This window comes from Haloarcula japonica DSM 6131, from assembly GCF_000336635.1.
In the GTDB taxonomy this organism is placed as follows: Archaea; Halobacteriota; Halobacteria; order Halobacteriales; family Haloarculaceae; genus Haloarcula; species Haloarcula japonica.
The window spans coordinates 175,260-200,488 of record NZ_AOLY01000005.1; the positions used below are offsets into that span (position 1 = coordinate 175,260).

28 protein-coding genes and 1 pseudogene are annotated in these 25,229 nt (G+C 64.4%); 18 read left to right on the forward strand and 11 right to left on the reverse strand.

Features of this window, described 5'->3' with window-relative positions; translation table 11 throughout:
* Window positions 1-184: 184 nt before the first annotated feature.
* From C444_RS02110 to C444_RS02125, 5 genes are all read right to left on the reverse strand, one after another.
* The gene (locus tag C444_RS02110) at window positions 185-1,234 is read right to left on the reverse strand and encodes an ATP-binding protein (RefSeq protein WP_004590595.1); all 1,050 of its coding nucleotides are present in this window, start codon (window positions 1,232-1,234) and stop codon (window positions 185-187) included.
* A gap of 275 nt (window positions 1,235-1,509) precedes the next feature.
* Window positions 1,510-2,445 (reverse strand): serine/threonine-protein kinase Rio1, encoded by a 936-nt coding sequence (rio1, locus tag C444_RS02115; protein WP_004590597.1) that lies wholly within the window; start codon window positions 2,443-2,445, stop codon window positions 1,510-1,512.
* 42 nt (window positions 2,446-2,487) lie between these two features.
* Window positions 2,488-2,775 (reverse strand): translation initiation factor eIF-1A, encoded by a 288-nt coding sequence (gene eif1A / locus C444_RS02120; protein ID WP_004516096.1) that lies wholly within the window; start codon window positions 2,773-2,775, stop codon window positions 2,488-2,490.
* 128 nt (window positions 2,776-2,903) lie between these two features.
* A complete protein-coding gene (locus C444_RS22875) occupies window positions 2,904-3,032 on the reverse strand; it encodes a hypothetical protein (RefSeq protein ID WP_004590599.1) in 129 nt (42 codons plus the stop codon).
* A complete protein-coding gene (locus tag C444_RS02125; protein ID WP_004590601.1) occupies window positions 3,025-4,548 on the reverse strand; it encodes an aldehyde dehydrogenase family protein in 1,524 nt (507 codons plus the stop codon). Before C444_RS02125 ends, C444_RS22875 begins: the two co-directional genes overlap by 8 nt.
* A 198-nt stretch (window positions 4,549-4,746) precedes the next feature.
* Between C444_RS02125 and C444_RS02130 the strand changes: the two genes are divergently transcribed.
* Complete coding sequence (locus tag C444_RS02130; RefSeq protein ID WP_004590603.1) at window positions 4,747-5,463, forward strand: helix-turn-helix domain-containing protein; 717 nt, start codon at window positions 4,747-4,749, stop codon at window positions 5,461-5,463.
* 1 nt (window position 5,464) lies between these two features.
* Here the strand turns inward: C444_RS02130 and C444_RS02135 are convergent, their stop codons facing one another.
* Entirely contained in the window at window positions 5,465-6,301 is an 837-nt protein-coding gene (locus C444_RS02135) for a proline dehydrogenase family protein (protein ID WP_004590605.1), read from the reverse strand.
* A gap of 71 nt (window positions 6,302-6,372) precedes the next feature.
* Window positions 6,373-7,344 carry a proline racemase family protein gene (locus C444_RS02140; RefSeq protein ID WP_004590607.1) on the reverse strand — a complete coding sequence of 324 codons (972 nt, stop codon included), beginning with the start codon at window positions 7,342-7,344 and terminating at the stop codon, window positions 6,373-6,375.
* A 140-nt stretch (window positions 7,345-7,484) separates the two neighbouring features.
* Here C444_RS02140 and C444_RS02145 point away from each other — a divergent pair, with 140 nt between their 5' ends.
* The 7 genes from C444_RS02145 to C444_RS02175 all read left to right on the forward strand — a co-directional run bounded on the left by C444_RS02145 (window position 7,485) and on the right by C444_RS02175 (window position 13,181).
* Entirely contained in the window at window positions 7,485-8,792 is a 1,308-nt protein-coding gene (locus C444_RS02145; protein WP_004590608.1) for an ABC transporter substrate-binding protein, read from the forward strand.
* 30 nt (window positions 8,793-8,822) lie between these two features.
* Entirely contained in the window at window positions 8,823-9,740 is a 918-nt protein-coding gene (locus C444_RS02150) for a branched-chain amino acid ABC transporter permease (RefSeq protein WP_004590610.1), read from the forward strand.
* The gene (locus C444_RS02155; protein ID WP_004590613.1) at window positions 9,737-10,846 is read left to right on the forward strand and encodes a branched-chain amino acid ABC transporter permease; all 1,110 of its coding nucleotides are present in this window, start codon (window positions 9,737-9,739) and stop codon (window positions 10,844-10,846) included. Before C444_RS02150 ends, C444_RS02155 begins: the two co-directional genes overlap by 4 nt.
* Complete coding sequence (locus C444_RS02160) at window positions 10,839-11,651, forward strand: ABC transporter ATP-binding protein (protein WP_004590615.1); 813 nt, start codon at window positions 10,839-10,841, stop codon at window positions 11,649-11,651. Before C444_RS02155 ends, C444_RS02160 begins: the two co-directional genes overlap by 8 nt.
* Complete coding sequence (locus C444_RS02165) at window positions 11,648-12,370, forward strand: ABC transporter ATP-binding protein (RefSeq protein ID WP_004590617.1); 723 nt, start codon at window positions 11,648-11,650, stop codon at window positions 12,368-12,370. Before C444_RS02160 ends, C444_RS02165 begins: the two co-directional genes overlap by 4 nt.
* A 116-nt stretch (window positions 12,371-12,486) precedes the next feature.
* On the forward strand, window positions 12,487-12,897 hold the full coding sequence (locus C444_RS02170; protein WP_004590619.1) for an SCP2 sterol-binding domain-containing protein: 411 nt from the start codon (window positions 12,487-12,489) through the stop codon (window positions 12,895-12,897).
* 38 nt (window positions 12,898-12,935) lie between these two features.
* Entirely contained in the window at window positions 12,936-13,181 is a 246-nt protein-coding gene (locus C444_RS02175) for a DUF7470 family protein (RefSeq protein ID WP_004590621.1), read from the forward strand.
* 75 nt (window positions 13,182-13,256) lie between these two features.
* Here the strand turns inward: C444_RS02175 and C444_RS02180 are convergent, their stop codons facing one another.
* Window positions 13,257-15,233, reverse strand: coding sequence for a DUF460 domain-containing protein (locus C444_RS02180; RefSeq protein WP_004590623.1), 1,977 nt, complete (start codon window positions 15,231-15,233; stop codon window positions 13,257-13,259).
* A 346-nt stretch (window positions 15,234-15,579) separates the two neighbouring features.
* Here C444_RS02180 and C444_RS02185 point away from each other — a divergent pair, with 346 nt between their 5' ends.
* The 4 genes from C444_RS02185 (at window position 15,580) to C444_RS02200 (ending at window position 18,006) form a co-directional block, all read left to right on the forward strand.
* Entirely contained in the window at window positions 15,580-16,152 is a 573-nt protein-coding gene (locus C444_RS02185; protein WP_004590625.1) for a sugar O-acetyltransferase, read from the forward strand.
* Window positions 16,153-16,216: 64 nt separating this feature from the next.
* On the forward strand, window positions 16,217-16,564 hold the full coding sequence (locus tag C444_RS02190; RefSeq protein ID WP_004590627.1) for a thioredoxin family protein: 348 nt from the start codon (window positions 16,217-16,219) through the stop codon (window positions 16,562-16,564).
* Between the two features lie 62 nt (window positions 16,565-16,626).
* Window positions 16,627-17,394: a glycerophosphoryl diester phosphodiesterase membrane domain-containing protein gene (locus C444_RS02195; RefSeq protein ID WP_004590629.1), complete on the forward strand. Its 768-nt coding sequence runs from the start codon at window positions 16,627-16,629 to the stop codon at window positions 17,392-17,394.
* Between the two features lie 93 nt (window positions 17,395-17,487).
* Window positions 17,488-18,006: an HPP family protein gene (locus C444_RS02200; protein WP_004590631.1), complete on the forward strand. Its 519-nt coding sequence runs from the start codon at window positions 17,488-17,490 to the stop codon at window positions 18,004-18,006.
* Between the two features lie 28 nt (window positions 18,007-18,034).
* Here C444_RS02200 and C444_RS02205 read toward each other — a convergent pair.
* Window positions 18,035-18,187: pseudogene (locus C444_RS02205) on the reverse strand (universal stress protein); the annotation flags it as partial.
* Window positions 18,188-18,273: 86 nt separating this feature from the next.
* On the opposite strand from C444_RS02205, the gene ddh reads away from it, so the two are divergent.
* The gene (gene ddh, locus C444_RS02210) at window positions 18,274-19,200 is read left to right on the forward strand and encodes a D-2-hydroxyacid dehydrogenase (protein WP_004590635.1); all 927 of its coding nucleotides are present in this window, start codon (window positions 18,274-18,276) and stop codon (window positions 19,198-19,200) included.
* Window positions 19,201-19,237: 37 nt separating this feature from the next.
* Here the strand turns inward: ddh and C444_RS02215 are convergent, their stop codons facing one another.
* Window positions 19,238-19,873 (reverse strand): DsbA family oxidoreductase, encoded by a 636-nt coding sequence (locus C444_RS02215; RefSeq protein WP_004590637.1) that lies wholly within the window; start codon window positions 19,871-19,873, stop codon window positions 19,238-19,240.
* A gap of 255 nt (window positions 19,874-20,128) precedes the next feature.
* On the opposite strand from C444_RS02215, the gene C444_RS02220 reads away from it, so the two are divergent.
* The 5 genes from C444_RS02220 to C444_RS02240 all read left to right on the forward strand — a co-directional run bounded on the left by C444_RS02220 (window position 20,129) and on the right by C444_RS02240 (window position 23,685).
* Window positions 20,129-20,695, forward strand: coding sequence for a GNAT family N-acetyltransferase (locus C444_RS02220; RefSeq protein ID WP_004590639.1), 567 nt, complete (start codon window positions 20,129-20,131; stop codon window positions 20,693-20,695).
* 109 nt (window positions 20,696-20,804) lie between these two features.
* Window positions 20,805-21,503: a CDP-alcohol phosphatidyltransferase family protein gene (locus C444_RS02225; RefSeq protein WP_004590641.1), complete on the forward strand. Its 699-nt coding sequence runs from the start codon at window positions 20,805-20,807 to the stop codon at window positions 21,501-21,503.
* Window positions 21,500-22,204, forward strand: coding sequence for a CehA/McbA family metallohydrolase (locus tag C444_RS02230; RefSeq protein WP_004590643.1), 705 nt, complete (start codon window positions 21,500-21,502; stop codon window positions 22,202-22,204). The genes C444_RS02225 and C444_RS02230 overlap by 4 nt, the downstream gene beginning before the upstream one ends.
* A gap of 2 nt (window positions 22,205-22,206) precedes the next feature.
* Entirely contained in the window at window positions 22,207-22,932 is a 726-nt protein-coding gene (locus C444_RS02235; protein ID WP_004590645.1) for a TVP38/TMEM64 family protein, read from the forward strand.
* A gap of 72 nt (window positions 22,933-23,004) precedes the next feature.
* Window positions 23,005-23,685, forward strand: a complete 681-nt coding sequence (locus tag C444_RS02240) for a metal-dependent hydrolase (RefSeq protein ID WP_204365958.1) — start codon at window positions 23,005-23,007, stop codon at window positions 23,683-23,685.
* A 39-nt stretch (window positions 23,686-23,724) separates the two neighbouring features.
* Here the strand turns inward: C444_RS02240 and thiD are convergent, their stop codons facing one another.
* Window positions 23,725-25,113: a bifunctional hydroxymethylpyrimidine kinase/phosphomethylpyrimidine kinase gene (gene thiD / locus C444_RS02245; RefSeq protein WP_004590649.1), complete on the reverse strand. Its 1,389-nt coding sequence runs from the start codon at window positions 25,111-25,113 to the stop codon at window positions 23,725-23,727.
* Window positions 25,114-25,229: the final 116 nt, after the last annotated feature.

Consider the following 25,229-nt stretch of genomic DNA (forward strand, 5'->3'; position numbering starts at 1 on the left):
GCAGGGGGTATGTAGCCGTGGTGGCCTCTCGTCGTTGGGCATCACCGCCCCATCGGTTATTGGTTTTCTGCTTCTGTGAGACTCGTCCACAGGGAGTGCGCTCGGGCGGGGACCGTCATTCGTTATCGACGAGTAAGGCGGGAACCGGTCGCCGGAACCGAACGGCGCTCTCCTGATCCCGCTGTCAGTCTAAAAACTCGACACCGGTGACTTCGAACCGTGCCCCGCCCGTGTCGCTGTCGGTGACGAGGATGTCCCAGCCGTGTGCGCCCGCGATGGTCCGGACAATCGAGAGCCCGTAGCCACTGCCATCCTCGGCGGTGGTGAAGCCGTGGTCGAACACGTCGTCCTTGATTTCGGCTGCGATTCCCGGGCCGTCGTCTTCGACGTAGAAGCCGTCGTCAAGCGGGCCAACGCGGACGATAACGGTCCCGTCGCCGTGTTCGACGGTGTTCTGAAAGAGGTTCTCGAACAGCTCGATGAGGCGGTCGGCGTCTGCGCTCACTGCGCCGATGTCCTCGTAGTGGAGCGTGGCCCGTCTGGTGGCTCCACCGCTTCCTTCCCAGGCGGTGTCAACGACGGCCTGAACGTCCGTCGTCTCCGGGTCGGTGACGACGTTTCCCTGCCTCGCGACGCGGAGCAGGTCCTCGACGAGACGGGCCATCCTGTCGCTCGTTTCTTCGAGGGCATCGAGGTGTTCCTCGTCACCGGTTTCGCGGGCCAGCTGCACTCGCGAAGAGATGACGCTGAGCGGGCTCTGCAGGTCGTGGGCGAGGATGTCGGTAAACTCCTTGAGCCGGTCGTTTTGGCGTTCCAGCATCTTGTCGTACTGGTGTTTCTCGGTCGTGTCCTGGCTGACTGCGACAAACCCCTCAGGGTCCCCATCCCCGAGCGGCGAGAGCGAGAGAGTCGCCCAGAACACGGCCCCATCAGCTTGCCGGTGCCAGTGCTGTGTCTCGACGGGGCCGTCCGCCGCTTCCGTCAGCAGTGATTCGACGGTCGTCTCCATCTCCTCGGGGTCGGCAAACAGCATGTCGACGTGACGGCCGACTGTCGCGTCCCGGTCGTAGCTGTACAGCGACGCTGCCGGCTCGGGCCACGTCGTGATGATGCCATCTGTATCGAGCATGAACACTGCATGCGAGGACAGTCCCTCGATGAGGCGCTCAGAGACCGAGTCACCACTGTGTGCTGTCTGCTGGTCCGAACTGCTGTCTGCCGGGTCGGTGTCCATCAGCTGCACCCACTCTGGCCATCCAAGTAGTGGCCCACAGGGAACGAGAAGCACTGTGAAAAGACAATCATACCGAAGTATACAACATCTAATATCCTATGCACTGTGGTTTTCACACTCAAATGGGTTGTGAGAAAACGGGTGAAAGACGCGTAGTACTGTATATTTCTCTCCAGAAAGCATCGGCATGACTGGGACTGCTAGCAATTCACCTATAGCCAAAGCAACACATCAGCACTACTCAAAACCCGTTCGTGCGAACAGAATGACAGTGCTTACTCGTCGTCGCGGCGGTCGGCTGGCGTCCCCTGCGGGACGGCGTCGTCGTCGCTCCCCGGGGCGGTGTCGTCCTTGTCCTTCGGTGTCGCGTACTCCCTGACGTACGCGAGCAGGTCCTCCGGCGTGGCGTCGACGCCCTGTCTGGCGAAGAAGTTCGCGACGTTGCGGCAGTCCCGTTCCAGAAAGTCGTCGGCGTTGGGATGGTGGATTGTGACCGCCTGCCCGAGGTCGATGATGTACAGTTGGCCCTCGTGGAAGACGATATTGTACTCCGAGAGGTCGCCGTGGACGAGGCCGGCATCGTACAGCCGGCGGGTGTACTCCTTGACGACCTCGTAGGCCGTCTCGGGGTTCTCGATGTGCACCTCGCTGAGACGTTTGCTGCGACCTTCCTCGGTCCCGAGATACTCCATCACGAGGACGTTCCGCTCGACGGCGATGGGTTCCGGCGTCCGGACGCCAGCCCGCCGGGCGCGCTTGAGGTTCGAGGACTCTTTGCGGACCCACGCGGTGACGACCTTCTTCTTGTCCGAGCCGATGCCCTCGAAGCGGGGGTCGCCGTCGAGATAGCTCCGCATATCCTTGAAATCGGAGGCGTTGATGCGGTACACCTTGACGGCGACCTCTGTCTCGCCCGACAGCGCCGTGTAGACGTTGGCCTCTTTCCCGGTCGAGATCGGCCCGCCGAAGGCATCGATATGGCCGTCCTGCACAAGCTTGTACAGCGCGCCGTAGGTGGCATCGTCGAAGACGCTGGCCTCGACCTTGAACTGGTCGGCGTCCTTGATGCGTTCGCGGAACTCGCTGAACTCGCGGTCCCGCTTGCGGGCGATGCGGTCGGCTTCCGTGTCGGAGACGTCGACCTCTTCCCACTCGTCACCGGGGGAGTCAACGTCGTCCGTATCGAGCAGGCCGAACTGCCCCTCTGTCACGCTTGTGCCTCCGTCGAGCGCGCGGCCAGATACATATTCAGGCTACTCCTGGATGTGTCCCTCCTCGCGTAGCTGGTCGGCGTCCTGTTTCTCATAGCGCCACGTGATGTCGGCTTTCTCGTCCTGCCAGTCCCAGGGTTCGACGAGGACCACGTCGTCCTCGCGTATCCAGATCCGCTTTTGCATCTTGCCCGGAATCCGGGCTGTACGCTCGACGCCGTCCATACAGCGTACCTTGACGCGGTTCGCGCCAAGCATGTCCATGACGACGGCGAACACCTCGTCCTCTTCCGGCATCCGCAGGTTCTTCCTGCTGTCGTTGTCGCTCATAGACGGTACTTCGACGGGGAGAGGTTTAAGGTTTGGAAAAGTTGGACCGTGAACCCGGTCCGTAGCCTCCGACGCGGGTGGGACAGACGCCGGGGCCGTCTCGGAGAAAGTGTCGCAGCGGCGACCGCTCAGTCAGCGCCGAGGCAGCCGACCCACGAGCAGTCGGTGCAGGTCTCGATGCCGTTCGCTGTCGTCGTCTCGCCGCGACAGCGCGGGCAGACGGACCCGACCTCTGGCGACTGGACGGACTTACTCATCGGTGATGATGTCCGCCGACAGGCCCTGTGCCATCTCGATGTCCTTGGAGTTGTTCAGCGTCCAGGCGGTGCGCTCGGTGACGGCCTCGATGACCTCGCGGCCGCTCGGGAGGCCGTTGCCGGACTTCTTGACGCCGCCGAAGGGCAGGTGGACCTCCGCGCCGATACACGGGAGATTGCCGTAGGCGAGGCCGATTTCGGCCTCGTCGCGGAACTGGTTGATCTGGCGGTAGTCCTCGGAGATGATAGCGCCGGCGAGGCCGTAGTCAACGCTGTTGTGCATCTCCAGCGCTTCGTCGAAGTCACCCGAGTACTCAAGCAGCGCGACGTGGGGGCCGAACACTTCCTCGTTGATGCACCGCAGGTCCTCGTCGTAGTCGACCTCGTAGACGAACGGGCCGACCCAGTGACCCTCCTCGTGGCCGTCGGGAATCTCTTCGGCACCGAGGTCGGCGCGGTCGACGAGCACGTTCGCGCCCTCCTCACGGGCGAGGTCGTTGTAGCGCTTGAACTTCTCGACCTGGTCGTCCTCGATGAGCGGCCCCATGAAGGTGTCTTCCTCCAGTGGGTCGCCGACGGCAATGTCTTCGGCGACGTCGACGAACCGTTCCTTGAACTCGTCGTAGAGGTCCTCGTGGACGATGAGGCGCTCCGAGGAGACACAACGCTGGCCGGTCGTCTTGAAGCTAGACATCACAGCCGAGTGAACGGCGATGTCGAGGTCGGCTTCCTCCGTGACGATGACAGCGTTCTTCCCGCCCATCTCGCAGGCGGCGATCTTGCCAGGCTCGCCGCCGACCTTGGAGGCGATCTTGTGGCCGACTTCGGCGCTCCCGGTGAAGAGGACCGTCTCGACGCGGTCGTCCTCGACGATGGCGTTGCCGGCGTCGCCGTAGCCCTGCACGAGGTTGAAGACGCCGTCTGGGATGCCCGAGTCCTCGAACATCTCGGCGATGATATGGGCACACCACGGGGTCTGTTCGGCGGGCTTCCAGACGACGGTGTTGCCCTCGACCAGCGTCACTGCGAGGTGCCAGAACGGGATGGCGACCGGGAAGTTCCACGGGGTGATACAGCCGACGACGCCTTTCGGCTTGCGCCGCATATAGGCGTCCTTGCTGGCAATTTCCGACGGTACCACGTCGCCGTGGGGGTGGCGGGCGTTGCCGGCGGCCCACTCGACCATATGCCAGGACTCGGTGACGTCGGCCAGCCCTTCGCTGATCTCCTTGCCACACTCCATGGTGACGATCTCGCCGAGTTCCTCGTGGCGGTCACGCAGCTCGTGGTAAATGTCCCAGAGGTACTCCGCACGGTCGATGTGCGAGAGCGAGCGCCACTCGTCGTAGGCGTCCTCTGCCGCGGCCAGCGCGCGGTCGACATCGGCTTCGGTTCCGCGGTGGAACGAGGCGAGTGCCTCGCCGGTGGCCGGGTTCTGACTTGTGAACGTTTCGTCGCCGGTGCCTGTCGTCCAGTCACCGTCGATGTAGTGTCGACGTGAGTCGTCTGTACTCATGGTAGGTGCTGTACGCGTCCCCCACCAATATGTTCCACCGTCCATGGTCAGGGGGCCGCCGCTGTTTGCCGTGGTCCGGTGGCCCGTTGGAAAAACGGCCGAATCTACCATGGTCGGTGTTTCACTTATGAACCGCACCTTTATTGGCGTCCATACCGTGACCACTCCTAACATCCCCCTATCTGGAGGGTGCCCAATATGAGCGAAGCGCAACTAGAAGACTGCGGACTCCAACTGACTCTGAGCATCTGGCATCCTGACTGCTGGACGCTCGAAGTGACCGACAAGACAGCGGCCGGCTTGTTGGCTCACGGCGTGTACAACACCCAAAACGGTAGCGTGAAGGGCCTGTTCACGGCGTACGCCGACAGTATTAGTGACGTCGAGGATCTCATTGACGCGACTCGTGATTCGTCCCTGACCGACTCCGTACTGGAGTTGCGCGAGCGCCACGGCGCGACTGGCACAGGCTCGTCGCCGGGCAACACGACCCGGGAGCTGTTCGTCGAGTACGATCCGGACAACACCATCAGCGACAGTCTGCTCTCGCGCGGATTTATCCACAACGACCCGGTTCGGGTCCGGCACGGTCGCGAACACTGGCCGGTGTTTTTCCCGGACTCCCGCGATGAAGCCGAGTCACTCCTCGACGAGATCCGCGAGGAGCAATCGGCCGATATCGAAGTGACCCGAATCACGTCCGCCGGCGGCGGCAACCCAGGGGAGCTTCGCCGGATGGACCGGCTCTCGGATAGTCAGCGCGAAGCCTTTGAGCTCGCCCGACAGGAGGATTACTACGCGTGGCCACGTGGTATCTCGACGCGCGAACTCGCGTCGAAGCTCGGCGTTTCGAAGACAACGCTGCTCGAACACCTCCGGAAAGCTGAGGCGAAACTGCTCGACCCGGACCAGTAGTTCAGCTCAGCACGGCCCGGACGGCGAACAGCGCGTTTTCCTTGCGCTCGCGGACGCGCCGGTAGAAGTAGGAGAACCACTTGTCGCCGTAGGGAATGTACTGCCACATCGGGACGCCCTCTGCGGCGAGGTCGCGCTGTTCGTCGTCGCGGACGCCCATCAGCATCTGCACTTCGTAGTCGGTGCCGTACTCGTCGTGGAGGTCCTTCGCGTGGTCTATCATCGCCGGGTCGTGGCTGCCGACGGCGACGCCGCCCTCGAACTCCTCGAACATCAGTTCGAGACAGTCCCGATAGGCTTCGTTGACGCGCTCTTTCTTCTTATAGGAGACCTTTTTGGGCTCGGAGTAGGCCCCCTTGACCAGTCGGACCTTCCCGGGAAGGGGCGCGAGTCGTTCGAGGTCCTCGGGCGTCCGCTTGAGGTTTGCCTGCGTACAGACGCCGACGCCGCCCTCGTGTTCCGTGACGAGCCGCTCGTACGCATCGAGGGTGACGTCGGTCGTGGTGTAGTCCTCCATATCGACCCAGACGAAGACGTCGCGGTCGTCACCCGCCGCGACGATTCGTTCGAGGTTTTCGACGAACACGTCGTCGCCAACGTCGAGGCCGATCTGTGAGGGCTTGACTGAGATACAGCAGTCGAGACCGCTTCTGTCGATTTCCTTTATCAGCTCGATGTACTGGCCTGCGTCCTCGTCGGCTGGCTGGCGCTCGTCGTAGTGTTCACCTAACAGATTCAGGATGCCCTTGACACCGTCGTCGTTGAGCGACGCGACGTGGTCGAGCGCCCCCGGCGCTGTCTCCCCGGCGACGAAGTTGTTCGCTATCGGCGGAATCATTATCGAAACTACGCCACTATATCGGCCTAAACGCACCCCCTACCAAAAAAACCATCCATTGAGAGTTGAAATCAAGCGAGAGTGAAACTGCCGAGCGTATCGTCGTCGTCCCGGTAAAACGTGTGCTCGCCCGTAATATGCGCTGTGCCAGAAACGACCGGGCTGGTCACGGTGACACCGTTGTCGACCCGTGTGTCGGTGATATACCCCTCGAACGTCGACCCCACCGGGCCAGTCACTTCGACACGCTCACCGATAGCCAGGTCGCCATCGACGTGATGGAGCGTCAACCGCGCACACGTGCCTGTGCCACAGGGGGACCGGTCGACGGAGCCGTCGGCGAACACCACACAGCTCCGGTCGCCGTCACCGCTGGCGGTGAGTTCGACTGCTGAGACAGTCACCGTCGAACCGGTGACTGGGTCCTTGGGTCCGGCGTGGTTGATTGCTCGTCGGAGTTTCAGTGCGGGCTCGATACACTGCGTGGCGTCCTCACGGTCGAGCGTGACGCCCAGGCTGTCAGCGTCGACGACGGCGAAGTAGTTTCCCGAATAGACGATACGAGCCTCGACCGGGACGCCGTCCTGTTCGACGGTAACCGTCTCACAGACGTAACTGTCGACGTTTTCGAACGCAACGCGGCGGACGATTCCATCTACTATCTCGACTGTCACGTCGACCAGTCCGGCGGGAGTTTCGACGGTCAGTTTGGGCGACTCGGGAAGGTCACCCCGTTCGATGAGTGCGGTGACGACCCCGATGAGGCCGTGGCCGCACATATCAAGATAGCCGTCAGTGTCCATGAAAAACACCCCGAGGTCGGCCCGGTCGGTTGGCACCGGGACCGCCCCGAACATATCCGCGTGCCCGCGGGGCTCCTGCATGAGGAGTTTTCGGACGCCGTCAGCCGTGGCTTTGAACCGGTCGCGTTTCTCCCGGACGGTTGCTCCAGCGAGCGTGTCGACCTCGATACCGTCGAGGACGATGCGCGTTGGTTCCCCGCCCGTGTGCGTGTCTACCGTGGTAAACTCCGTTCGTTCCATAGCCGTAGCGATACTCTATGCGGCAAACGCGTTCCAGAAGTATTAATTGACGGCTTTCCGTATGCGGTTGAGAACATGGTGCCTACCATGGACGGTGACAGGGTTATACAGGGACTTACGAAAAAGGATATCAGTATACCATGAACGACAATGACAACCGCTCGATTGACAGGCGAAGCGTAATCAAAGCCGCTGCGAGTGCCGGACTCGTCGGTCTCGCCGGCTGTTCCGGTGGTGCTCCCGAAGACGGTGGTGGGGGTGACGGTGGTGACGGCAGTGACGGCGGTGACGGCGAATCGACGGATTCCTCGACGGACTCCGGGTCCGAAACATACACCATCGGGATGGTTGACAGCCTCTCCGGCTCACTATCGGCCTTCGGTCAGCGGAACCAGCGCGGCAAGGAAATCGCGCTCGACGACGTCAATTCCGTCGGCGTCGGTGGCGGCGAACTGGCGATCTCACAGCAGGACGACCAAAGCACGAGTCAGGGCGGAGTCAGTGCAGCCCAGACACTCGTCAATCAGGAAGAGGTTCCGCTGCTCATCGGTACTGTCGGGAGCGGCGTCAGCACGGCTATCCACGAAAGCGTCGTCCAGAACACCGACGTCGTCCAGATCAGCCAGAACAGCACTAGCCCGAACCTGACGAACTTCCCGGACCTGCTCCGGATGCCGCCGGCCGGCAAGGCACAGGCTGAGGCTATCTCCACACTCCTCGACGAAGACGGCAACGAATCCGCCGCGCTGGCCTGGATTAACAACGATTACGGCCAGTCCGTGGGTGAGGCCTTCATTGATGCCTACGATGGGGAGATCGTCTACAACGAACCTCACGACCAGGGCCAGTCTTCGTATAGTAGCACTATCTCCTCGATGTCCGACACCGACGCTGACGCGTGGGTGTTCATCACTTACCAGCCCGAGTTCGCGACGATGTCCCAAGAAGCGTTCGACCTGGGCGTCACTGACCAGGCCGCCTGGTACGGCGGTGACAGCGTCAAGGGCCCGAAGGTCCTCGAATCAGCACCCGAGGGCAGTCTTGACGGAATGAAAGCCGTGGTTCCGAGCGTCCCGCAGGACGCCGAGAACTACCAGGCGTTCGTCTCGGAGTTCGAAGAGCGCTTCGGCGAGGAACCCACGTCGTGGTCGGCCTACGCCTACGACGCTGTGGTCGTCAGCGCACTCGCTATCGAAGCCGCAGACGAGTTCACCGGCTCGGCGCTCATGGAGGTCGTGCGGGACGTGACGCGACCCGAGGGTGAGGAGGCGACCACCTACGAGGCCGCCCACGAGATTCTGGCCAACGGTGGCTCGCCGTCGGACGTGGACTACACCGGCGTGAGCGGCCCAATCGACCTCGACGAAAACGGTGACCCGGTCGGGTTGCTGCAGGTGTTTGAAGTCGTGGACCACGCGTACGAATCCGCCGGCTTCATCGAGGGCTAACGCGGCCACAACCCTTTCCCCATCTTATCAATGGCGCAGATATTACAGTACCTGGCAAACGGGCTCGTTTTCAGTAGTATCATCATCCTCGGGAGTATCGGGCTCTCGCTGGTCTACAGCATCGCTGACTTCGCGAACTTCGCACACGGCGATACGATGACGCTGGGTGCCTACGGGGCATTCGTCGCGTTCGGCGTATTCGGCGGTCTCGGTGGCACTGTTCTCGGTCTCCCAATCGGATTCTTTATCGCCTTGGTAGTCGGGATGGCGCTGGCGGCCGCCGTCGCCGTTCTGACCCACATCCTCGTGTACAAGCCCCTCGATACGGACTCGATCGGGTTGCTCATCACGAGCATCGGCGTGGCGTTCGTCTACCGCGCAGTGCTACAGGCGTCCTTCGGGACGGACTTCCTGCAGTACGATATCAGCCGTAGCGGGCCGATTCCGGTGCTGCTTGACACACTCGACGTTGCAGTGACACAGCGAGACGTCGCGATTATCGTCAGCGCGGCGGTCCTCGTCGCCGGCCTGCATCTCCTGCTCCAGCGGACGACGCTTGGCCGGAAGATGCGCGCGACGGCTGACAACCCTGATCTCGCACGCGTGAGCGGTATCCGAACTGACCGCGTCATCCTCGTCATGTGGGTCGTCGGCAGTGCGCTGGCCGCCGCTGGCGGCGTTTTCCTCGCGCTGTACAGCCAACTTGACCCGCGAATCGGATTCAACATCCTGCTGGTCGTGTTCGCCGCGGTCATCCTCGGCGGCATCGGTTCGGTGTACGGGGCGATGCTCGGCGGCCTTCTCATCGGGATGCTCCACGAACTGACGCCGCTGCTTAGCGATGTCGGCCTTCCGATCAGCAACGCCTACGCGCCGGCTGTCGCGTTCGTCATCATGGTCGCGGTCCTGCTTGTCAGGCCCCGCGGCATCGCAGGTGATATGACATGAGCACGCTTGATGTCGGTACGTATTCGCCACGCGAGAAGGGCGTCGTAGGACTGCTCGGCGTGCTTGGCGCGCTCCTGCTCCTGGCGGTCGTCACTGGCTTCCTCGCCCCGGCGTACCTGCTGTATCTCGTCGGGCTGTCGGCGATGTACATGCTTCTTTCGATGGGCTTGAACGTCCAGTGGGGGTACGGCGGCATGATCAACTTCAGCGTCGCGGCGTTCTTCGGCCTCGGCGCGTACGGGACCGCGTTGCTGACGGCGTCCGGGTCGCCGATCTCCGGCGGCGTCAGTCCCGTCGTTGCGCTATTTGGCGGTCTCGGCCTGGCCGCGGTGCTCGCAGTGATTATCGGGTACCCGACGCTGAAGCTCCGCGACGACTACCTCGCAATCGCGTCGCTGGGTCTTGCAGAGGTCGTCCGTATCTTCATCCTCAACGAGTCACAGTGGACGGCGGGTAGCGCCGGCCTGACCGGTATCCCGCTGTTCTTCTCCGACTGGCCCGTGCTCGGCGACTTGACCTACCCCTACGTCTTCTACGCGGGCGGGACGCCGGTGTTCAACATGAGCCAATCGGTCGTGACCAGTTTCCTGAACGTCGTGCTGGTCTCGGTCATCGTCGCGGCCGTCTACCTGTTCCTCCGGCGCATCCATCAGTCGCCGTGGGGTCGCGTCCTGCGGACGATCCGGACCGACGAGGACCTCGCGGAGACGCTGGGCAAGAACACGTTCGCGTTCAAGATGCAGGCGTTCGTCATCGGAAGCCTCATCATGGCGCTTGCGGGCGTGTTCTACTCCCATCTCGTGCTGTTCGTCAGCCCGCAGGACCTCCAGCCGATCACGACGTTCTACGTCTGGGTCGCCGTCATCCTCGGCGGCACCGGCAGCGACCGCGGCGCGATGCTAGGCGGGTTCACAATCGTCGCCATCCAGCAGGGGACGCGCTTCCTGACCGACACCGGCGCGCTGCCCATCGGTGCTGCCCCGCTTCGGCTCATGCTGGTCGGCTTGCTGATCATCTTTATCGTCAGGCTCCGCCCGGAGGGCATCCTCCCGCCGGAGCGCGAACTCATCTGGCCCGACTCGCTGGGCGGTGGTCGCGATGAGTGAGCAGTCGCTCGTCTCAGACGGTCCCATTCTAGGGAAGGACGATCCGGTTCTTCGGGCTGAAGGACTGGAGAAACGCTTCGGCGGCCTCGTCGCGACGGACGACGCGTCCATCGAGGTCGAACGCGGCACCATCACGGGTCTCATCGGCCCGAACGGGGCCGGCAAGTCGACGCTGTTCAATCTCGTCTCGGGCTTTTACGAGCCCGATGCCGGCTACGTCTCGGTCAACGGCGTCGACGTGACCGGACGGAAGCCCCACCAGATCGCCGATCAGGGGATGATCCGGACGTTCCAGACGCCGCGGAAACCGGAGGGGATGACCGTTCGGGAGGCGCTGCTGGTGGGACCACACAACCAGACTGGGGAATCGATTATCCCGCTGTTCACCTCGCCAGACACCGTCGAACAGGAGGAGCGGCGTTCGCTGGAACAGGCCCAGGAGATGCTCGAGCGGTTCGAAATCGGCGACCTGGCGACCCAGCCCGCGACGGACCTCTCTGGCGGGCAGATGAAGCTGGTCGAACTGGCCCGCGGGATGATGGCCGAACCCGACCTGCTACTGCTGGACGAGCCCGTCGCCGGCGTCAACCCCGTGCTGGCAGACAAACTGGCCGGGTTCATCGAGGAACTCAACGAGGAGGGGATCACCTTCCTCATCATCGAACACGACATGAACTTCATCATGCGGCTCGCTGACCCGATTATCGTCCTCAATCAGGGGAGTGTCCTCGTCGAGGGACCGCCCGAGGCGGTCCGGAGCGACGAGCGCGTCATCGACGCCTACCTGGGAGGGCCGTCGGAATGACCGACCCGATACTCACCGTCGACGGCGTCGACAGCGGCTACGGCGAAGTGCAGGTGCTCGACGACCTCTCGCTGACCCTCGGCGAGGGCGAAATCGCCTGTCTCGTCGGCCCGAACGGGGCCGGCAAGTCCACCGTTCTCAAGACGGTATTCGGCATGCTGGAGCCCTGGACCGGCTCGGTACGTCTTGGCGACCGCGAAATCGGCGGGATGGCCCCCGAAGACATCGTCCGTATCGGTGTCGGCTACGTCCCACAGACGGAGAACGTGTTCGGCTCGCTGACTATCGACGAGAACCTCCGGATGGGCGGGGTCGCTCGCGACGACGGCCTCGACGAGGTCGTGGCCGAACTGTACGACCGGTTCCCCATCCTCGACGACAAACGCACCGCGAACGCGAAGACGCTCTCGGGCGGCCAGCGGCAGGTGCTCGCGTTCGCTCGCGCGCTCGTGATGGAGCCCGACGTGTTGCTCATCGACGAGCCGAGCGCCGGACTGGCACCGAACACCGCAAAGGAGGTGTTCGACGACGTTGAGACGGTCAACGAACTCGGCACGTCGATCCTGATGGTCGAGCAGAACGCCCGCGAAGGGCTGGGAATCTCCGACCGCGGATTCGTCCTCGATCAGGGGACCGTCAAGTTCGAGGGCGAGGCGGACTCGCTGCTCGACGACCCCGAGGTGTCCCGGCTGTATCTCGGCGGCGAGTCGCGCCGCTGAGTCCTCAAATCCCTGTTTTCTCACGTTCGCCACCAAGCCAGAATGACGACTCACCGGGTGTTGCACTCAAAGGGACAAGGCAACACAGAAAAGCCCCCCTCGCATATCGCCTGCCAATGACGGTGACGCTTCCGACCGAGGCCGGCGACTGGGCCGCTGCGTGGCGCGACCGGATCAACGAGCGGGCCGCGTTCGCTGAGACCGCCGACGGCTTCACCGCCGCGTTCTGCTTCGAGATCCGCGCCGACGACGCCTACACCGGCGAGCCGATACAGTTCTCGGTCGTCATCGAGGACGGCGTCTGTACCGCTGCGAACACGGCCGCGGACCCCGAGTACGACTTCGCGTTCCGTGGCCCCTACAGCCAGTGGGTCACGATGCTGCAGGGCGACCTGGACATCTCCGCCGCCGCGATGGACGGCACTTTCGACGTTGAGGGCGACACGATGCGGCTACTTCGTCGGCAGGACACCATCGCCGAGATGGTCGCGGCGGCACAGAACGTCGACACCGAGTTCGAGCACTGACCGACGGGCTTTTGTCCGCCCGCTTGGCCTACACGGGTATGCTCGACAAACTCGGTGCGGTTGGTATCGGCGGCATCGTCGTGTTGCTCGCCGGCATCGGTCTGGTCGCGTGGAAGGCACCTATCGTCGCTGTCGGTATCGCTCTGGTCGTCGGCGGCCTCGGGCTAGTCGTCTACGGCCTCGTCACGAGCCTGCTCGGCGCGTTCGGACTCGGTGGCGGAATGGGCGGTATGGGTGGCGGCGGCATGGGCGGTGGCGGTATGGGCGGCGACGGCATGCCCTGAGGCGGGGACAGCACTACTCGCGATACCGCTTCTCGAAGAAAGTGGGCCAGTGCGGGCGGACCGCCCGCCTCTCGGTCAGTTCTCGCTCGTCGGCCGGTCGGCCCGGTGTTCGCTGATGATCTGGTCGACCATCTCGGCGTTTTGCTCCTTCCGGCGGTCAGCGGCCCGCTCCTCCCAGTCCTCGATTGCCGCCTCGATCTCGCCCTCGCGGGCGACGGCCAGTTCGTCCACTTCCTGGACGGTGACCATCTCTGCCGGTGCGACGGGGATGTCGTTGTCGAACAGCACCTGATCGGCGATGTCGGAGAGGTTGCCGTTCCGGAGGACGATTTTCGGGTCGATATCCGCCAACTGCTGGGCCGTCGACCGGCCCGCGCCCGAGGCGTCACGGAACATGATGATGTCGTCCTCGACGAGGCCGAACCGCTCGTCGGCGTCGGCGATGGCGTCCCTGGTGAACTGCTCGACCACCTTGACGGGTGTCAACCCCTCCTGTTTCTCCGAGACGTCCGCGAAGTTCGAGTGGTCGAGCTTCCACAGCGCCTTGAGTCGTTCAAGCTTGTCGGCCAGCGCCTCGCGTTTCTCCTGTTCTTCCTCGACCTTCCGTTCGAGGGCCTCATTGCGTCGCTGGAGTCGCGTCACCTCGCGGTCTTTCCTCACTTCGCGCCGGCCCTCGCTGCGGGCCTTTTCGAGTTGTTTGTCCTTCTCCGAGAGCTGGTCGTCCTTGCGCTTGATCGTCTCTTTGAGGTCGTCGACGTGTGATTCGAGCCGTTCGATGCGGGCGTTCAGTCGCTTGATTTCCTTCTCGTCGTCGGTGAGTTCCCGCGGCTCGTGGGCCGTCGCTTCCTCGTCCTCGCCGTCATCGTCTTCGAGGTCCCGCAACACCGTCTCGACGCTCTCCTCGCCGGCGACGACGCGGTCGATGACCGGTCCCACGTCGTGCTGTGGCGGGACCTTGCTCGCGACGCGCTCGAACTGGTCGGCGTGGTAGTCGAAGGCGTAGAGGGCGGCGGCCATCGCGTCCCGCTCGTGGTCGTTGTCGTAGGCCTCCTCGCGGGTCCGGTGTTTCTTCTCGTCGACCGGGAGATCGGTGTCGGGCTCCCAGCCCGCGGCGCTAAAGGAGCGCCGGAGCTTCTCGACGGTTTCGGGCATCGGCGTCACATCGGCGGCGACGACGACCGGCCGCCCGCGCTCGATGATCCACTCCGTCGTCGCCGCGGCGTCGTCGGTGCGAGAGGAATACACGTCCAGGACAGTGCCGTCCAGGGAGACGATGGCGACGGCCGTCGTCGTCCCGGGATCGACGCCGACGACGACGTGATCGCGCCGTTTCGCGAGCGGCTTGAACTCGATGCCGTCCCGCCGCTGGCGCTCGATCTCGACGCGTGTATCGCCCGAGCGTGCTCTCGATACCGGGATGTCTTGCGGTCGGGCCGACACCTGAAAGACGGCGTTCGAGAAGCCGCCGTACTTCTCTGTCACGTCCCGTTCGTACTCAAGACCGGCACCATCGAGTTCGGACTCGATTTCACGTGCTCGCTTCCGGACCGCGCCGTGGATGCGTCGCGTGTAGCGGTCCTCTGACCACCCGCCTTTTCCGGTCGAGCGGCCCCGCGAGACCTTCACCTCAGTCGTATCGGTGAAGGCCGACACTTCCTGACCGACGTTGGCGGCGGCCAGTCGGGCCGCGGCTTCGGCCTCCTCCATCGGGTCCTTGCCGTAGGGGACGCCGTGCCGCTTGGCGACCCGGGAGAGCGGCTCCGGCCGCTCGTCGCCGGTCACCTGCACCAGTTTCGTTTCGTCGGGGAGGGACCCGAGGACGTGGATCAGGGCGTCCTTGTCCTCAGCGAGTTCGTACATGTTGTCCGTCGCGACGATGGCCGGCTCCTCGTCCTCGATGCGCCGGCGGAGCTTCCGCCGCGAGACCACGTCTCGCTCGACTGATTCCCCGTCGAAGACCACCAGCGCGTACGACGGCGCGTCGCCGCGCACGTCGCCGCTCTGGATGTCGACACCGAAGACGACCGCGTCGAGCGCTGCCGTGCGGTTCACGGGAAACGGTAGGCGACGCGCGATTATAAATCCGTTCCGGGCTAGCAGGATAGGTCTGATTTGATTGTGCGATGGAGACTTCGAACAGCCAGAAAGCCCCCGACCCATCAACTCCCGCGTCTCGCTTCGCTCCTCGGTCGTTGCACTCCCTGCGGTGCTTGCGTCGTCGGGGTTCGTTGATGGGTCGGCCCCTTTCAGTCCCGCCCGACATAGATTGTTCAGCTGGCTTGATGGGGCGTTATGGTTCGGGATTGCCGACCCCAAACATCTCTTATCAGGGCGGTCCGAAAGCCCACTATGACCACACCTCGCTGCGCCACGAGCGCCACTCCGGAGGCCGGTCGGCATGGCGTCTGAACGGGAGAAGATGCTCGCCGGCGAGCGCTACGACGCGAGCGACCCGGAACTCGTCGCCGCCCGCGAACGTGCGAACGAACTCACTCGAGAATACAACCGAACCGACCCGACAGACACCGACACCAGACGGGCACTCATCGAGGACCTGTTCGGCTCGGTCGGCGCGGACTGTCACGTCGAACCGCCGTTCCGGTGTGACTACGGCGACAACATCCACGTCGGCGACGGCTTCTACGCGAACTTCGACTGCGTCGTGCTGGACGTCTGCCGGGTCGACATCGGCGACGATTGCCTGCTCGGGCCAGGCGTCCACGTCTACACCGCGACGCACCCGCTCGATCCGGACGAACGACGCAGCGGCGTCGAGTACGGGAAGTCGGTGACTATCGGCGACAACGTCTGGGTCGGCGGTCAGGCGGTGATCAATCCGGGCGTCACCGTCGGCGACGACGCCGTCATTGGGTCCGGCGCGGTCGTCACCGACGACGTTCCCGCTGGCGTCGTCGTTCAGGGGAACCCCGCATCGGTCGTGCGGGAAATCGAGACTGACGGCCCCCGATAGCAGCTGCGGCCGAACGGGCGTAACTCGTCGCGGGGTTCTTCGCGCTGTGGCACGTATTATCTCTATGGACACGAAAACGGAACACAGCGTTCGGACGGTGGAAACGCGAGACGAACTCGACGACGTACTGGCGACGGCCGACCGCGTGCTGGTGATGGTCCGAACGACTGGCTGTACGATCTGCAAGTCGATGGAGCCGATACTCGACATCGCCGCGAAGGCCACCGACGCCGCGGTGGTCGTGTTCAACCCCGAAACCGACCTCGACGCTGTCGAAGCCTTCGACGTCCGGAGCGTCCCGACGTTCCTGCTGTTTGGCGACGGGGACCTTATCGACCGCCGTGCCGACGGGTTCGTCCCGGCCGAGGAACTTATCGAATTCACCGAAACCGGGCTTGAATCGCGCGTGTGAACTGGGTTGCATTGTCACACTGAGGGAACACTTTTACCATTGCTTGTCGAAGCGGTCCGACGATGGCCCTCCAAATCGGCTCCGCCCTCGAAGAGGCGGGGTACCGGCTGTTCAGTCGTACCGGCGCGATACTACTCGTAGCGTATTTCGCCCTGATGGCTAGCTTTCAAGCACTGTTCAATTCAGCCATAGCGACGACCTACACCAGGATGGGATACAGCGAGATTGCCGCAGCCATGCCGCTCACATTCGACATCCCGCTTACTGTTGCTGGTGTCGGTATCGCTATCACCTCCGTGGTCTCACTGTATCTCACCGTCGTGTCCTTCCGGACGTTTGTCGCTGGGACACGCACCAGCTTCCCCGCAGGAGCGTTCACGCGGAACGTCCCACTCGCGCTAGTGAACGTCTTTGTCGGCGGGATCGTCTACAGCCTGCTGGTGTTTATCGGGTCAATCTTGCTCATTATCCCTGGCATCTTCGCGTACGTCGCGTTCATCTTCATGATGCCGTACATCATCACCGAAGACCGGAACTTCATCGCGGCGCTCAAGGAAAGCTACCGGCTCACCGAGGGCGACCGGCTCGCGCTGTTCGGACTGCTGTTGATTGTTGGTGCCGCCGCGGCGGTCGTCGGCGGGATCCTCGGATTCGTCGGCTCGCTGGCGCTTTCGTGGCCGACTTCACAGTTGGCGAGTGTCGTCGTCCAACCCCTAGCGTCGCTATATGGCACCGCAATTATTGCAGTCGCGTTCGAGCAACTCCGGACGGCTGACGGGCAGCCGCCGTCGGCCCCGAGCGAGGACGACACGACGCTGACGGCTCTCTGACTGGATTCGTCGGCCCCTGTCGTCCCACTCAGGACGACACCGTTCTCTGTCGCATCGTGACTGTCTTATCCGTCCAGTTGCCTACCGGGAGCAATGCGACGGCACCGGATCGGGACGAGCTTGTACGCTGGCGTGCTGTTCGTCGTTCTCGGAACGCTCGCGTGGGCGAGCGGGCAGCCGTTTATTTTCCCGAGTCTCGGTCCATCTGCGTTCATCCTCGCGTTTCAGCGGGACGGCGACCGGACGGGGCTGGTCAGCGTCGTCGTGAGCCATCTCATCGGCGGCGTTGCGGGACTGCTCGCGTACAGCCTGCTCGCCGGTGGCGTCTCGCTCGTCGCGGACCCGACCGCGTTCTCGATGGCCGGGCTCCGCCTCGTCGCGAGTGCGACGCTCTCGATCGTCGTGACGAGCTGGGGGATGATTGCATCCGACACAGTACACGCGCCGGCCTGTGCGACGACGCTCATCGTCTCGCTGGGGCTGCTCTCGACGCCGCTGCAGGTCGCAGTCATCGTCGTCGGTGTCGGCGTCCTCGTCGCGTTCCACGCGCTCGTGCTGTCCGTGTACCACCGAGCGACTGATCCGTCCCGGCCAGGCTCGGTCGATGGCTGATGCGGTCACACAGCCCTCTGTACCGTGCTCACTCGTCCGACAACTCGACGGTTATCACCGGCACCGGCGATTCGCGGATGACCGTCTCCGCGACGCTCCCGATGAGATAGTGGTCCAGTCCGGTCCGACCGTGGGTTCCCATCACGACGAGGCCCGCGGGAACTTCCGTGACGGCGTCGACGCGCTCGGTAGTCGTTGGAACTAATCGGCTTGAGACCCCGCTGCGTTCCGGAAAAGGACTATACTGTCCCCGTCGCAGGGACGGATATGGACATCTCCAGAATCGCTGTCCACGAGTCGGTTGCGAAGGCCTGTCCGCTGGAGTCGATGGTCGCCGCGCTACAGGGACCTGACGTTCCCGTCGAGATTGTTGGAGACGGGGCCTCATTCGATGCCAGTGATTGCGTCGTCACGTTCTCCCCGCGGGACGCGTTTCTGGACGCCGTCTGGGTCCACGGCATTCGCGCGGGCTACGACGAGTTCGACGTGGCTGCCTACGAAGCCACCGGGACGGCATTGACAAACAGCACCGGCATCCACGGCGACACCGTCCCGGAAACCGTCGTCGGCTACATGACAGCGTTCGCCCGCCGTCTCCACGTCTACCGGGACCGTCAGTTCGACAGCGACTGGACCCAGGAACCGTACGACGCGCCGTTTACGCTGACCGGCGAACAGGTGTGCGTGGTCGGCCTGGGCACCATCGGTCAGGGCGTCGCCGACCGGGCCGACGCGTTGGGGCTGAATGTCGTCGGCGTTCGTCGCTCCGGCGATCCCGCCGAGCACGTCGAACGCGTGTACACGCCCGACGACCTAGACGCCGCTGTCGCCGACGCGCGCTTCGTCGTACTGTGCTGCCCGCTCACCGAGGAGACCGAAGGGATGGTCGACACCGCTCTCCTCGAAAAGATGCGGGCAGACAGCTACCTCGTCAACGTCGCTCGCGGGCCTGTCGTCGTCGAAGACGCGCTGCTGGCTGCGCTGGATGACGATGCGATTGCCGGGGCAGCTATCGACGCCCACTGGGAGGAGCCACTGCCGGGCGACCATCCGCTCTGGGACCACGAGTCGGTCATCGTGACGCCACACGTCGCTGCGTTCACGAACCGCTATCACGAGGACATCGCGGCCCTCGTTCAGGAGAACCTCGAACGGATCGACCGCGGTGAGTCGCTGCGGAACCGCGTCGCGTGAGGGCGGACCGTCCGGGGACTCTCTCTGGCCGCGCCGCTCAGGTGCCTTCGACTAACCGTTCTAGCTGCTCGGGCGGCACCGCCCCGCGAGCGGCGTGGCCGTCGTAGGCGAACGTCGGGACGCCGGTGATGCCCTGTCGCTGGGCCGCGGTGAACTTCTCGCGGACCGCCGACCGGAGGGCATCGTCCGCGAGCGCCGACCGGATCTCGTCGCCGTCGATGCCCGCGTCTTCGGCCAGGTCGACAAGCAGGTCTTCGTCACCGATGTCCGCTCCGTCTTGCCACAGCGCCTCGAAGATAGATACGTCGAAGGTCAGCCATGTCTCGTAGCCGTAGTGCTCCTTGACGTAGTACGAGGCGATCTGGGCGGGTAGTGAGTCGATGTCGGTGGCGATGTCCAGATCCATCTCGACGTCGTATTTCGCCTGAAGCCGGCGGACGCTCTCTTTGGCCTGCTCGTAGTAGTCCTCGTCTTTGCCGTCGTCGACAGAGTGGTCGATGGAGCCGTCGGGGTTGCGCTTCCCGCTCCGGAGGTCGAAGGGGTGCCAGTCGATCTCTAGGTCGTCCTCGCGCGTCGACTGGTACTGCCTGAGCGATTCGCGTCCGAGATAACAGAACGGGCAGACGTAGTCCGAAAAGACCGTGATCCGCTCGCTCGACTGTGTCTCACTCATACGTCCGGGTATGCGTTGCTCGCGGTTAAACGCGGCCACCGTCTGTGTTAGATGCGTGCACACCCGTCTTGGAGCGTAACTGTCGAGATAGAACTATATCTATATAGATGTCATAGCAACGGATTACATGACAGCCCATCCTTTCGGTACCGACGTGGACGACTCGAACGGAGACGGTCAGTGGATCGCCGGGTCTGCCGTCGAGAGCCACTTCTGTAGACGCGGTACAGCCGACACTCGGCCCGGAGGGTCGCTGTGACGGGACTGTGGCGACTAACGCGAAACCGGTACGGCCGGACCGTCTACGACGCGCTCGACCGGGCCGGCGTCACGGCGACGTGGATGTACGAGTACACCCGGTCGCTGGCGGACCCGATACCCGACCGGACCGACACCGCGGTCGCCGTCGAACGTTGTTCCCCGGGTCGTATCGCTTCCCTCGACCCGCCGGTCGAGGACCTCGTCGCGGCTGAGGATATCGTCGCCGCCCTCGCGGACGACGAACCGGTGGGCTACCTGTTCTGTTCTGTCGGGGCGACACACCACATCGCACCACTCCACCGCCGACTCTCGTTCGACGGCGCGTACCTCAGACGCGTATTCGTCGACCCGGACTATCGGAACCGCGGCGTGGCAACCGCGATGGTCGCCGCGGCGTGTCGACGCGCGGCAGACGAGAATGCGACGGAAGCGACGGCGCTGGTGGCACTCGACAACCGTCCGTCCCGGGCGTTGTTCGAGCGGCTCGGATTCCGTGCGACGCGGGCGAGGCGCTACGCCGCCGTCGGTCCGTTCTCGTGGCGGTCGGTCCGCGACCTGTGAAACGTCTCTTGACGGCTGCGTAGCCGAATATATCTATATATTTTACTACTAAGTAAATAATTCTCAGGCAAGATTTATACTTTGAACGGGCGAGGTTCGAAACGGGTCGATGACCGAGCCATTGCGAGAGGCGATACGGGGCGTCTGGAACCGGGTGGACTTCGCCGACCGACGGGTCTCCGATACGGTCGACCGGACGGACATCGTGGGTCGGCTCACCGGTGCCGACTACATCAGCCTCGCGGCCCTGTTCGTGGGGTGGGGGAGCGCGCTCCTGTTCTTTCGTGGGGCACCCAACTGGGGTCTCATGGTGATGTTCGTCGCGTTCTTCCTGGATAAGGTGGATGGCTGGTACGCACGGCGCACAGGTACCTCGTCCCCGTTTGGCCGGCAGATCGACTCCTTTATCGACATCTTCGCGTATCTGCTCCCTGCAGCACTGCTGTACCACGTCGCACTTGCGCCGTCACCGGTCGCGAGCCTCGTCGTTGGATTTCTGCTCTTCGCGTTCGGGGGGCTCCGACTGATCCGACACACCAACGAGGGGTTCGGCTCCGACGGCGGCGACAGCTACTATCACGGGACGACGGTCGTTCACACCAACTTACTCGTCGTCGCGAACTACTTCCTCGCGAGCTTCGTCGGACTGTGGAACGGGTGGCTCGCTGGCGTACTCGTGGGAGCCGCCTGCCCCCTGATGGTCTCTGACTACAAGGCCTACAAGACGGACCTCAGCCACGGCCTGGCCGCCGCTGTCGCGCTGGCGGCGGGTGGACTGGCCCTCGCGATGGAACTCGGATACGTATGACCGGTTTGTCGGGGCTGCCGGGCGACCCTGACGGCCGAACGGTCCACGTTGACACACATCTCCACACGGTCGCCTCCTACGACGGTAACATCATGCCCGAGACCCTCCTTGCAGGTGCGAAGGCGGCGGGGCTCGATGCAGTCGTGGTAACCGACCACGACACGGTCGAAGGCGCACGGCTCGTCGCCGACCTGGCCGAGGACGTGCTGGTCGTCGTCGGCTGTGAAGTCTCGACCGCCGACGGCCACTTGCTCGCGCTCGGTGTCGACGCCGCGCCGGAACCGGACAGACCGCTGGTCGAGACCGCCCGTGACATCCAAGACGGCGGCGGAGTGGCCGTCGTTCCGCACCCGTTCCAGCGGTCGCGCCACGGGGCCAGCCGGGAGGCTATCGACGGCGTGGACGGCATCGAGGTGTACAACGCCCACGCGCTGACCAACATCCGGAACAAGCAAGCGGCGCGGTTCGCACGGACAGCGGGCTACCCGGCCTTCGGCGGGAGCGACGCCCACCGCCCCGGCGGTATCGGCCGCGCAGCGACGACAGTTGCGCTCCGACCCGGCGACCCGCTGACCACCGAGACGCTCCTCGCAGCGATGCGGGCCGGGCGAACGGCCGCGGTCGGACGCTCCCCGGCACGCTCGCGCTATCTCTCGAAAGTCGTCGAGAACGCCACGCGAAAGACGCTGACGCTGTTCTGACCGTGGCACCGAACCGACCCGATGACGACCCGACGCGGTTTTTCAGGTCGAAAGCAGCGCGACGGGACGCGATTGCGCGGACGCTGGCGCTGCTCGGTCTGTTCGTCGCCTTCGCCGTTGGGATTCACGCAGTCGCGCCGCGGCTGCTCGACCCGGTGTGGCTGCGCCGCCAGCTCGCGGCCTTCGGCGCGTTCGCGCCCCACGCTTTCGTCACCTTGCAGACGCTTCAGGTGCTCCTCGCCCCGATTCCGGGCCAACTCCTCGGCGGCGTCGGGGGCTACCTCTTCGGTGTCCGGGCCGGGGCGGCCTACAGCCTGCTCGGCGTCTGTCTGGGGAGCGCGGCGGCGTTCTCGCTGGCCCGCCGCTACGGCCGGCCGTACGTCGAACGGGTCACGCGGTCGGAAATGCTCGCCCGGTGGGACCGGTTCCTGGCCCAAAACGGCCTGATGGGGCTGTTCGTCCTCTTCCTCCTCCCGACGTTTCCCGACGACCTGCTCTGTTTCGTTGCCGGTATCTCGGACTTGCGTCTGCGGACCTTCCTCGTGCTCGTCGCTGTTGGTCGAACCCCGTCGTTCCTCGCAGCGGCGTACGCCGGCGAGCGACTGGACGGCGGCCACGTCGGCACGTTCCTCGCCGTCGTGACGGCACTCACGGCGGTCTCACTCGCCGTCTTCGTCCTGCGGGAACGTGTGGTCGCCGTGTTCGGTGATCCGGACACGGGCGAGTAATCCGCGGTCTTTTCGGGTGTCCCGCTACCCGAGTATCTCGTCGTGGAGACGGCGCTGTCTGACGCAGTATTTATGTCTATTGAGCCGAAGGTAGCCGTCAGTACGACAATGATGGCGACGACGCACGCGTTCATGACAGTCGCCGTCGCCGCGCTTGCCATGCCCGCGCTGTCGGAGTACGCGGCCCCGCCGCTCGTGCTCGCGGCCGCGTTCGTCGGCGGCCTCGCACCCGACTTCGATGTGGTCGCCAGCCACCGGAAGACACTCCATTTCCCAGTGTACTTCTCGGTCCTGGCGACGGCGCTGCTGGGTGGCGGCCTCGTCACGGGCACGACACCGCTAATACTCGCCGGCGTCGCCGTCGCCGCGGGGGCCGTCCACTCCCTCTCGGACGTGTTCGCCGGCAGCCCCGAGGCCGAACCGTGGAACCCGACGACGGACATCGCGGTGTACAACCACCTCCTCGGTCGGTGGCACCGGCCCCGGCGGTACGTCCGCTACTCCGGCGCTCCTGAGGACTTCCTGCTTGCGGCGGCCTGTGCCGCGGTCGCTGTGCTCTCGCCCGCGACGGGCGTCTGGGCCGACAGCGCCCTCGTCGCCCTGCTTTCGGCCACCGGGCTGTACACCGCCGTGCGCAAGCATCTGGCGTCGATTGCGGCGACGACTCGGTCGCTTCTCCCGGTCCGTGTCCCGAGCGTTTCCGTGACGGAATCCGAACACGGCGGCTCGACGCTCTCCGTGGAGTTCCGGTAGTCCGGGTCCCGTGCGGGACCGTTTTGAACGCTGCCCGGCCTACCTGTTGCTGCCGACTCCCTCTCGGACGCTCTCGACACGCGAGATGAGGGCATCAGCGTCCGCCGCGAACAGCAGTACGCGCCCGCTGTTCCCCATACTCTCGCGGCCCACGACGGCGACGGGCGGCCCGTCGCTGGTCTCGAAGGCCCGGTCGACGCCCCACTGTGCTGTGGCGTCGGCGGAAACGGCATCTGGGCGCTCACCGGCGTCATACGAAGCGATAGTGCCGTCCAGCGATTCAAGCGCGTTCTCGACGGTATTGGTCAGTCGGCAGTCGACCGCGAACCGGATCGATGGGTCGCGTTCCCGGGCGGCCAGCAGGGCGCGAGCAACCGTCGTGGACGCGCCGAAGCGGACCCCGCGGTTCGGCCGGACGCCGTCCGTCATGCGGGCTATGCGGCCTTCGACGGCGGCGACTGCGTCTGGCCGCTCGGCGTACGGCGTCGCGCCGGCGACGGTCATCCCTCGGTCGGGGACCAGCGCCGACACGTCACCGTCGACGAGCGCAGACACGGCCCGCTCGACGGCTTCGCTCGTCGGCTGTCGAGCGGCATCGTTTCTCGTCTGGACCAGGTGCTGGACCGCGCCGGGACCTTCCCCGACGTCGACGTTGTACCGGACTGCGCTCGCAAGCAGATTGATGCCGCTCCCGACCGCCGACGACAGGTCGTCGCCGTGGGCCAACTGCGTCGCGATGGCCGAGGAGAGCGTACAGCCGGAGCCGTGGGTGGCTTCGGTGTCGATGCGGTCGTGGCGGAACGTCGTCACGCCGTCCTCGGTCACGAGCGTGTCGACGACGGTGTCACCCGGAACGTGGCCCCCCTTCACGAGCGCGCTGTCGGCCCCCATCTCGATGAGGTCACGGCCCGCCCGTTCTGCGGTCTTTGGATCGTCGACGTCGCGCCCGGTCAGGACGGCCGCCTCGTCGGCGTTCGGTGTGACGACCGTCGCTTCGGCGATGAGGCTCTCGTAGGCGTCTTCGGCCTCGGCGGCAAGTAGCCGGTCGCCAGAGGCCGCCACCATCACCGGATCGACGACGAGGTTCGGCAGGTCGGCGGCGTGGGCCACAACCAAGTCGATGACCTCGCTCGTCGCGAGCATCCCCGTCTTGACCGCGGCCACGTCGAAGTCTTCGGTGACCGCCTCGATCTGGGCCTCGATCTGTTCAATCGGGAGCAGATGCTGGCCCTGTACGCCCGTAGTGTTTTGTGCCGTGATACTGGTTATCGCGCTGGTCCCGAAGCCATCACAGGCCTCGATGGTCTTGACGTCGGCCTGGATACCGGCCCCGCCACCGGAGTCGCTGCCGGCGACGGTCAGCACGACTGGCGGTGTCACTGGGGCGTCCGCTCGTGTCATATCTGATGCCTTCAGCGGCGGCCACATATCGGTGCTGGTCTCTCAGTCGGACGAAACTATGCGGCCAAATCCTAGTATGGTAATAATACTACATACTACATCTGAGAAACATTTATGTAGCGCTGTGTCGGATGTGCCCTTGT

Excerpts from the sequence above, each read along its gene's own strand:
- C444_RS02110 (WP_004590595.1), bottom strand. The coding sequence starts at position 1,234 with ATGGACACCGACCCGGCAGACAGCAGTTCGGACCAGCAGACAGCACAC.
- eif1A (WP_004516096.1), bottom strand. The coding sequence starts at position 2,775 with ATGAGCGACAACGACAGCAGGAAGAACCTGCGGATGCCGGAAGAGGAC.
- C444_RS22875 (WP_004590599.1), bottom strand. The coding sequence starts at position 3,032 with ATGAGTAAGTCCGTCCAGTCGCCAGAGGTCGGGTCCGTCTGCCCGCGC.
- C444_RS02125 (WP_004590601.1), bottom strand. The coding sequence starts at position 4,548 with ATGAGTACAGACGACTCACGTCGACACTACATCGACGGTGACTGGACG.
- C444_RS02130 (WP_004590603.1), top strand. The coding sequence starts at position 4,747 with ATGAGCGAAGCGCAACTAGAAGACTGCGGACTCCAACTGACTCTGAGC.
- C444_RS02135 (WP_004590605.1), bottom strand. The coding sequence starts at position 6,301 with ATGATTCCGCCGATAGCGAACAACTTCGTCGCCGGGGAGACAGCGCCG.
- C444_RS02140 (WP_004590607.1), bottom strand. The coding sequence starts at position 7,344 with ATGGAACGAACGGAGTTTACCACGGTAGACACGCACACGGGCGGGGAA.
- C444_RS02145 (WP_004590608.1), top strand. The coding sequence starts at position 7,485 with ATGAACGACAATGACAACCGCTCGATTGACAGGCGAAGCGTAATCAAA.
- C444_RS02150 (WP_004590610.1), top strand. The coding sequence starts at position 8,823 with ATGGCGCAGATATTACAGTACCTGGCAAACGGGCTCGTTTTCAGTAGT.
- C444_RS02155 (WP_004590613.1), top strand. The coding sequence starts at position 9,737 with ATGAGCACGCTTGATGTCGGTACGTATTCGCCACGCGAGAAGGGCGTC.
- C444_RS02160 (WP_004590615.1), top strand. The coding sequence starts at position 10,839 with ATGAGTGAGCAGTCGCTCGTCTCAGACGGTCCCATTCTAGGGAAGGAC.
- C444_RS02165 (WP_004590617.1), top strand. The coding sequence starts at position 11,648 with ATGACCGACCCGATACTCACCGTCGACGGCGTCGACAGCGGCTACGGC.
- C444_RS02170 (WP_004590619.1), top strand. The coding sequence starts at position 12,487 with ATGACGGTGACGCTTCCGACCGAGGCCGGCGACTGGGCCGCTGCGTGG.
- C444_RS02175 (WP_004590621.1), top strand. The coding sequence starts at position 12,936 with ATGCTCGACAAACTCGGTGCGGTTGGTATCGGCGGCATCGTCGTGTTG.
- C444_RS02185 (WP_004590625.1), top strand. The coding sequence starts at position 15,580 with ATGGCGTCTGAACGGGAGAAGATGCTCGCCGGCGAGCGCTACGACGCG.
- C444_RS02190 (WP_004590627.1), top strand. The coding sequence starts at position 16,217 with ATGGACACGAAAACGGAACACAGCGTTCGGACGGTGGAAACGCGAGAC.
- C444_RS02195 (WP_004590629.1), top strand. The coding sequence starts at position 16,627 with ATGGCCCTCCAAATCGGCTCCGCCCTCGAAGAGGCGGGGTACCGGCTG.
- C444_RS02200 (WP_004590631.1), top strand. The coding sequence starts at position 17,488 with ATGCGACGGCACCGGATCGGGACGAGCTTGTACGCTGGCGTGCTGTTC.
- ddh (WP_004590635.1), top strand. The coding sequence starts at position 18,274 with ATGGACATCTCCAGAATCGCTGTCCACGAGTCGGTTGCGAAGGCCTGT.
- C444_RS02215 (WP_004590637.1), bottom strand. The coding sequence starts at position 19,873 with ATGAGTGAGACACAGTCGAGCGAGCGGATCACGGTCTTTTCGGACTAC.
- C444_RS02225 (WP_004590641.1), top strand. The coding sequence starts at position 20,805 with ATGACCGAGCCATTGCGAGAGGCGATACGGGGCGTCTGGAACCGGGTG.
- C444_RS02230 (WP_004590643.1), top strand. The coding sequence starts at position 21,500 with ATGACCGGTTTGTCGGGGCTGCCGGGCGACCCTGACGGCCGAACGGTC.
- C444_RS02240 (WP_204365958.1), top strand. The coding sequence starts at position 23,005 with ATGTCTATTGAGCCGAAGGTAGCCGTCAGTACGACAATGATGGCGACG.
- thiD (WP_004590649.1), bottom strand. The coding sequence starts at position 25,113 with ATGTGGCCGCCGCTGAAGGCATCAGATATGACACGAGCGGACGCCCCA.